Genomic DNA, 6,272 nt, shown 5'->3' on the forward strand with positions numbered 1-6,272 from the left:
CCTCGCCCGGGCCGCGACCGCGGTCTTGATCGTGGGGCGCCGCCCGCCTCTCTCACATTTCGATCAGCCGCCGGGCGGCTGATCGTCGATAAACCGAGCGAGGTCCTCCAGCGCGTCTCCGAGCGCATAGTGACGCTCGCGCGCGATCGTGAGCAGATCGCGGAACACGCCGTCACGAGGACGAGAGCGACCCTGACGCCAGTCCTGGACCGTGTCCTTATGCACGCCGATCGCGCGGCCCATCTCGGCCTGCCAGCGCTCGCCCCACAGGGCCTCGCCGATCGCGATGATGATGCTCTGATGCGTCACGTCCTCACCCTGGTCGTCTCGAGCCATGCCCAGGCGATGAGCCGCTCGACATCCGCCAGCGCGGCGAGGTCCGAGGGCTGGCGCTCCCCTTCCGGTAGCGCCGCGCCGATCTCCAGCCTCACGCCGAGCCAAGGCGCAGGCGGCGGCAGGCCGGGATCGGTCGCGACCGGGCCTCGCCCGTGGCCGCCCGCATGGAGCCTCCGCCAGAGCGGCTCGCCGGCGAAGTCGTCGCGGGCGACGGCGAAAGTCGACACTGGCGCTTTCAGCCCGGCGGCGGGACGATAGACCGTCGCCAGCAGGCCAGCGAGGCCGTCGAGCGAGCACGCATCGAGCGTCCACCCGCTCAGAGGAGCGCGCCGCACAGCGGAGCGGTAGAGCTCGGCCTGGGCGGGGCTCGGATGCGTCGGCAGCCTCATGTCCGGCGGCGGATGCAGTTCCGCCGGATGCATTGCTGCGAGCGCTATGTCGAGCGCCCGCACATAGCTATCGGGCAGCAGCTCCGCCGTCGCAGTCGGCGTCGCCGGCGGGTGCAAGGCGCGCCGCAGCACGTCGCCGGCGTGTCGCACGGCCCCATCATCCGCCTCGGCGCGCTCGCAAATCTGGATGTCGCCCGTGTCGAGTGTCACAAATGTCAGCGGCATAGTCCGTCCTCCGCCTCGTCGCACGCAGCTTGATCGATTTTAGCCGACCAGCGCATTGGCCTCGGCCGCTTTTTCGGCCGGCACGCGCCAGCCCTTGGCGGCAGGGTCCCAGCGGCCGCCCATGGCCTTCAGGGCGTCCTTGTGAGCGAACGTGTTTCCGGTGATCGGCGCGGTGGTCATCTCAGGGCTCCATCCCTAGGGCGGGGCGGGCTATCCCGCCCCCGACGCCTACGTTTATAGGCGCGCCACGGGCAGCCGTCAAGCGCTATCCCTGACGATCAGCTCCCGCGCCCGTCGCCCGCCCTTGTCGCCCACCGCCATATAGGTCACGTCGGCGCTCTCCACGCGGAACCGGCCATAGATCGAGCGCGTCTCCGGCGTGTCGCTCATCGAGAGGATGAACCGGCCTTTAATGCCGCTCAAAGCCTCGGCCAGAGCCTCGTGATCCTCCCGCGGGAAGGGCGCGCCATAGTAGTGCTCGCATTTGAAATAGGGCGGGTCGAGGTAGAACAGCGTGCCGGCGCGGTCCCAGCGGGCCAGGAACTCGCGCCAGTCCAGGCATTCGATCGTCACGCCGGCGAGCCGCTCATGAACTCCCTCGAGCAGGCTGCCGAGCTTCGTGATGTCGAAGCGCGCCGAATAGGTGGTGCTGATCCCGAAGTGGCGGCTCGCCGCCTTGCCGCCGAAGGACAGGCGCTGGAGATAGAGGAAGCGCGCCGCGCGCTCCAGGTCTGTCATTGTCTCCGGATCGACCGCGAGCAGCCGCTCGAACTCGGCCCGGCTGGTCAGCTGCCATTTCAACATGTCCATGAATGCCTGATAATGGCGCTGTAAAATGCGAAAGAAGGTCGCCACATCCTTGTTGAGGTCGTTGATCGCCTCGACCTTCGGCGCCGATCGGCGGCGCAGAAAGACGCCGCCCATGCCGACGAATGCCTCGGCATAGAGCTCGTGCGGAGTCCGCTCGATGAGAGCGCAGAGCCGCTTGGCGAGCAGCTTCTTGCCGCCGATATAGGCCGCCGGCGGCGAGGCCGGAGAAACAGGCCGAAAATCAGAAACGTCCACCATATCTTAAGCCTGAGCATGCTACCCGCGCCATGCCGTCGACGGCGGCGGCGGGGAGCGTTATCGGCTGATGCGCTGCGCGGGCTTTGCTTGGCCGCTACCCGCGTCCGGGGCGACCCGGCCCCGCTACCTCGAGTCGGCTCACTCCTCCTTCGGCTCGCAGGCGAGCCGCACCACCAGGCCGGCGGCCGAGAAGCCGAACGCCCGGCTCTTGACCACCCAGTCGCGATCGTCGTCGTCGCCGAAGCCCAGCGTCCTCACCACGCCGCCGGGGCCGACGCCGATTTGTCCCGTCGCCAGCGTGACGTGAAACGGCCGGCAGTCGCGGTCGAACTTGCCCTTGCGCGAGGCCGCGTGATGCTTGGCCTCGAGCTGCGTCCCGAACACATGCGGATGCACATAGTCGGGCGCGCCGTCGCCCGCCTCGCCGGCCTCGCTGGCGATCTCCTCGCGCTTGCCCGTCTTGCGATCGTAATGGACCGCCTTGCATTTGCCGCGCTTCTGCCGGTCCCTCGTCGTGAAGGTGAAACCCTCGCAATCGTTGGGCGTGATCGTCACGCGGCCCGCCTGACCGCCCGAGGCGGTGAGCCCCGCGCCGCGCGGAACGAAGATCAGCCGGCCGCCCTGAAACTTCGCCAGCGCGCCATATTGGCGCGCGAGCCGCATCACCAGATGCATGTCCGACTCGCCCGTCTGCGCGATCAGCTTCTCGATCTTGATCGAGCCTAGGGAATCGTGAACCGCCGCCTGCAGCCCATTGTCCCAGGCGATCTCCTTCAGCACGTCGCCGAGCGTCTTCGGAGACTTCCAAGAGCGAGTTTTCTGACCCTTCAAAGTCTTTTTCAAATCCGCCGAATCGCCGGTCAGATGCAGCTCCGCGCGCGGCCCGGTCTTGGTCACTTCGGTGATCGTGAACTCGCCGATCTTGGCGGGGCCCGTCTCCTCCCATCCGACCGCCACCAGGACCTTCTGGCCGGTCGCGGGCTTCGCGATCCGCCCGTCGTAATTGCTGATCTCGAGATGCAGCGTATCCGCGCGCTCGCCATCGCTCTCGACGATCTGGCCGGAGAGCGCCCGCTTGCCGATCAGCGCGACCGGCGCGCCGTCGAGCGAGACGTCGACGATCGGCGTCACGACCACAGATCCACGGTGGCGATCTGCGGCCGCGGGCGGGCGAGATCGGGCAGCAGGATGGTGAGATTTTCAGGCAGGATCGGCCCGTGCTCGGCGAGGCCCGGATTGGCGGCGAGGATCGCCTCGGCCGCGCCGATATGCTCGTCGCCATAGGCGCGCGCCGCGATCGCGTCGACCATGTCGCCGCGGCTGGTCACATAAGTCCTCAAGGCCATAGGCTCCAGATCTGGCCGAAGCCATCGTCATGCACAGCAAAATCGAGATCGTAGACGAGCTTCTGCGGCGTCCCGTCCGGAAGATGAAAGCTCTCGACGGTCTGCGCCGCCTCCAGCCGGTGCGGCCCGGCGATATCGCCAGATTCGGAGAGCAGGATGTGCGTCGCACCGGCCCGGCAATCGGCGAGCAAGGCGGCGATGAGCAGCTCCACGCCGCCGCCCTGGTCGACCGGATAGATCGTGCCGCGCAGGCTCACGATCTCCTCGCCGGGCCCGAGATATTGGCCCGCCGGCCGCCGGCCGATGATCGCATGCTTTTCCCAGCGCGCATGGACGCGCCGGCGCAGCTCCTCGAAGGCGGCGCGCCCGACCTCGAAGCGATGCGGTCCCCAGCCCATCAGCACAGCCGCCATCAATGCGCCTCCGGCCCGTCATGCAGCGGATGCTGAAAGCTCTGCCGCCGCAGATGCGCGCCCAATTGATCGAGCTGGCCGAGCAGCGAGCGCGCCTCGCGCAGCTTGGCCAGAAAGGAATCGAGCGAGCCGGCGTCGACCGTCGGCGAGGCTGTCACATCGAGCGATTGCTTGATCTCCTCGCCCGCCGCCTTGGCCTTTTGCTTGGCGGCGTCGATCTCGCTGGTGTCGACATGCGGCGTCGCGGCTTCCGACGCCGCCGCCTGGCGGTCCGGCGCCACGCGCTCGGCCATTGCGAAGGTCGGCACGACGAGGCGCGGGCCGATCGGCTCCAGCTCCATGGGCGGAGGCTCGGGCTGGCGCGCGAAGAAGGGGAGCTTTCGCCCCTTCTTGCCATGGTCCAGCGGCTCGAGCTGCCGAGCCGGAGCGCCCTCCACGATCGGCCGCTGAAAATCCGGCGGCAGCGCATAGGCGTGCTGGTTCCGCATGCGCGCGAATGCTGCCGAGGCGGGCTCCGCTTTTTCCCACCACGGCATATCGACGCCGATCGAGCGCCACCATTCATGAGACCGCCGCGCGATCTCGGCTTCCTTCCCCGCGATGATCTCCGGCGTCCAGCCGAACGCCTTCTCCTCGAATTTCCCCAGCGCCCATTGCCCGGCCCATTGCAACGCGCCGGTGATGAGGCCGTTGCGGATCGTCGCGCCGACGCCACGGGCGACTTCGAGGACGCGCTCGGGACCGCCGGCCGAGCGCACGAATTCGTTTGTGAAATCACTCGGCGTGCCGATCAGCCTCGACACAGAGCCGAATGATTGGCGGATGATCCCCGGTTCTTTGGCGACATCGCCCGTCGCCCGCGCCAGGCCCTCGCCCCAGGCCTGCCCGCCATAGATCAGCGCACGGCGCGCGATGGCCGCGGCGGCCGTCCATCCTGCGAATATGGCCCCGACGCCTGCCGCCGCCGAAGCCGCCGGATGCTCCTCCGCGACCTTGCCCAGCCGGCTCTCGATGTCCGAAAGCCAGTTCATGAATTTGACCACGCCGGGCAGGAATGGCTTGGCCGCATCGCGCATCAAATTGTCGAATTGCGACCGCGTGGCGGTCGCCGCCATCGCAGGGTCCTTGCTCGCCCAGGTCTCGGCGGCCGGCAGGCCGGGCGCGCGCATGACGAAGCCATAGTCCTTCTCGATCACCGGCCGCTGGTGCAGCAGCTTGTCGGCGATGTTGCGCGCCGTCTGATCCGAGAATAGCGCGGCCTCGATTTCCTCGCGCTTGTCCGGAGCGAGCTTGTCGAGCGCCGGGCCGAGCACGTTCCACACCCAGAGGTCCGGCCGACGGCCGAACAGGGCTCCATCCTTGATCGCGCCGGGCTCGGCCGCCTTGATCCCAAACGGCCCGCCGCGGATGATCTTGTTCTCGTCGAGCAGCCCGATTTCGTCGAGCGCCGCCAGCGCCCGGGGCTGCGCGCGGCCAGCCTGGATCGCCATCGCCATTTGTGTCAGCGCATTGCCGACACTGTGGCCGCCCATTTCCTGAATGAAATGCCCGCCGGCGCCGCGCAAAAAATCCTCGTCGAGCGAGCGCGCGATCGGGCCTTTCAAGCCCCGATAAAACTCGTTGATGTCGTTGACGCGGAACGTGTCGCGATAGACCTCCATCCACCGCGCGAATGTATCGATGCGCCGGCGCGCTCGTTCTGGATCTGAGGCGACGCCGCCTTGCTCCAGCGCCTTGACGAGAGAGCCGAACTCCTTGTCGTCGCTATGCCCGTGCTGGCCCTGCTGAATCGCGCGCAGGCGCAGCAGGTCCGGCATCAATGTCGTCGCATGGTCGAGCGAGCCGACGAAGGTCTGCGCGTCGCCGAGCATGTTCTCGATCTGCGTTTGCGAGAAGGTCCGATGCCGGCGCGACAGCTCGGCCGCCGCCCGCTGTATCTCCACCACTTGCGCCGGGCTGTTGCCTTGCGTTTCGAGGCTCACCTGCGAATGCTCGCCGGCGACGCCCTCGCGCACGCCGGCCCGCCACATGGCGGTGGAGACGCGCTCGACGCCGCGCGCCGCCGCGGCCGACACTGCCGCCGCCTGCGCTGCGTTCACCCGCGCGACGGTCTGCTCGTAACGCTCGGCCTCTTCGCGCGCTTTGCGAATCGCCTGTTGCTGCTCGATCCAGACGCTCGCCTTCACCGGGCCCGCATCGGCGCGCGCCGCTGTGGCGGCGGTCCGCCCCAGACGGTCGAGCTCGCTCTCGACGGCGCGGATCGGCTGGGCGGCGGCCGCCTGCGCGTCGCCGGCGCGCGTCACCGCCTGCGCATGGCGCTCGATCGTCTCGGTGGTCTTGCGAACCGCCGCGCTCTGCTCGGCCCAGCCGCCGGCCCCGGCGGCGCCGCGATGCGTCTCGACGCGGGCGGCGATCTTGTCGAGCTTTTCCAGCTCGCTCTCGACGGCGCGGATCGGTCCTGTCGCCTGATCGACGAGGCGCAGGATCATCTCGAC

General features: G+C 68.5%; 8 protein-coding genes. All 8 read right to left on the reverse strand.

The genetic code is table 11. From position 1 onward, the window contains the following. Window positions 1-63 precede the first annotated feature (63 nt). Complete coding sequence (locus K3F48_RS13655; protein WP_222575987.1) at window positions 64-309, reverse strand: hypothetical protein; 246 nt, start codon at window positions 307-309, stop codon at window positions 64-66. Continuing rightward, complete coding sequence (locus K3F48_RS13660) at window positions 306-950, reverse strand: hypothetical protein (RefSeq protein WP_222575988.1); 645 nt, start codon at window positions 948-950, stop codon at window positions 306-308. Before K3F48_RS13660 ends, K3F48_RS13655 begins: the two co-directional genes overlap by 4 nt. Before the next feature lie 39 nt (window positions 951-989). Further along, the gene (locus K3F48_RS13665; RefSeq protein WP_222575989.1) at window positions 990-1,130 is read right to left on the reverse strand and encodes a hypothetical protein; all 141 of its coding nucleotides are present in this window, start codon (window positions 1,128-1,130) and stop codon (window positions 990-992) included. Window positions 1,131-1,208: 78 nt separating this feature from the next. Beyond that, the gene (locus tag K3F48_RS13670; protein WP_222575990.1) at window positions 1,209-2,018 is read right to left on the reverse strand and encodes a DNA adenine methylase; all 810 of its coding nucleotides are present in this window, start codon (window positions 2,016-2,018) and stop codon (window positions 1,209-1,211) included. Window positions 2,019-2,156: 138 nt separating this feature from the next. Then, entirely contained in the window at window positions 2,157-3,149 is a 993-nt protein-coding gene (locus K3F48_RS13675) for a contractile injection system protein, VgrG/Pvc8 family (RefSeq protein WP_222575991.1), read from the reverse strand. Continuing rightward, window positions 3,146-3,364 carry a tail protein X gene (locus K3F48_RS13680; RefSeq protein WP_222575992.1) on the reverse strand — a complete coding sequence of 73 codons (219 nt, stop codon included), beginning with the start codon at window positions 3,362-3,364 and terminating at the stop codon, window positions 3,146-3,148. The genes K3F48_RS13675 and K3F48_RS13680 overlap by 4 nt, the downstream gene beginning before the upstream one ends. Beyond that, window positions 3,355-3,777, reverse strand: coding sequence for a phage tail protein (locus K3F48_RS13685; RefSeq protein ID WP_222575993.1), 423 nt, complete (start codon window positions 3,775-3,777; stop codon window positions 3,355-3,357). Before K3F48_RS13685 ends, K3F48_RS13680 begins: the two co-directional genes overlap by 10 nt. Then, window positions 3,777-6,272 (reverse strand): hypothetical protein (locus K3F48_RS13690; RefSeq protein WP_222575994.1); only part of this gene is annotated, 2,496 nt, incomplete at its 5' end. The genes K3F48_RS13690 and K3F48_RS13685, both read right to left, overlap by 1 nt.

It is taken from the genome of Methylosinus sp. Sm6 (genome assembly GCF_019802345.1).
Classification (GTDB): Bacteria; Pseudomonadota; Alphaproteobacteria; order Rhizobiales; family Beijerinckiaceae; genus Methylosinus.

What these genes read in the sequence shown, in the direction of transcription:
- K3F48_RS13680 (WP_222575992.1), bottom strand. Translation starts at nt 3,364, where the DNA reads ATGGCCTTGAGGACTTATGTGACCAGCCGCGGCGACATGGTCGACGCG.
- K3F48_RS13685 (WP_222575993.1), bottom strand. Translation starts at nt 3,777, where the DNA reads ATGGCGGCTGTGCTGATGGGCTGGGGACCGCATCGCTTCGAGGTCGGG.
- K3F48_RS13665 (WP_222575989.1), bottom strand. Translation starts at nt 1,130, where the DNA reads ATGACCACCGCGCCGATCACCGGAAACACGTTCGCTCACAAGGACGCC.
- K3F48_RS13670 (WP_222575990.1), bottom strand. Translation starts at nt 2,018, where the DNA reads ATGGTGGACGTTTCTGATTTTCGGCCTGTTTCTCCGGCCTCGCCGCCG.
- K3F48_RS13660 (WP_222575988.1), bottom strand. Translation starts at nt 950, where the DNA reads ATGCCGCTGACATTTGTGACACTCGACACGGGCGACATCCAGATTTGC.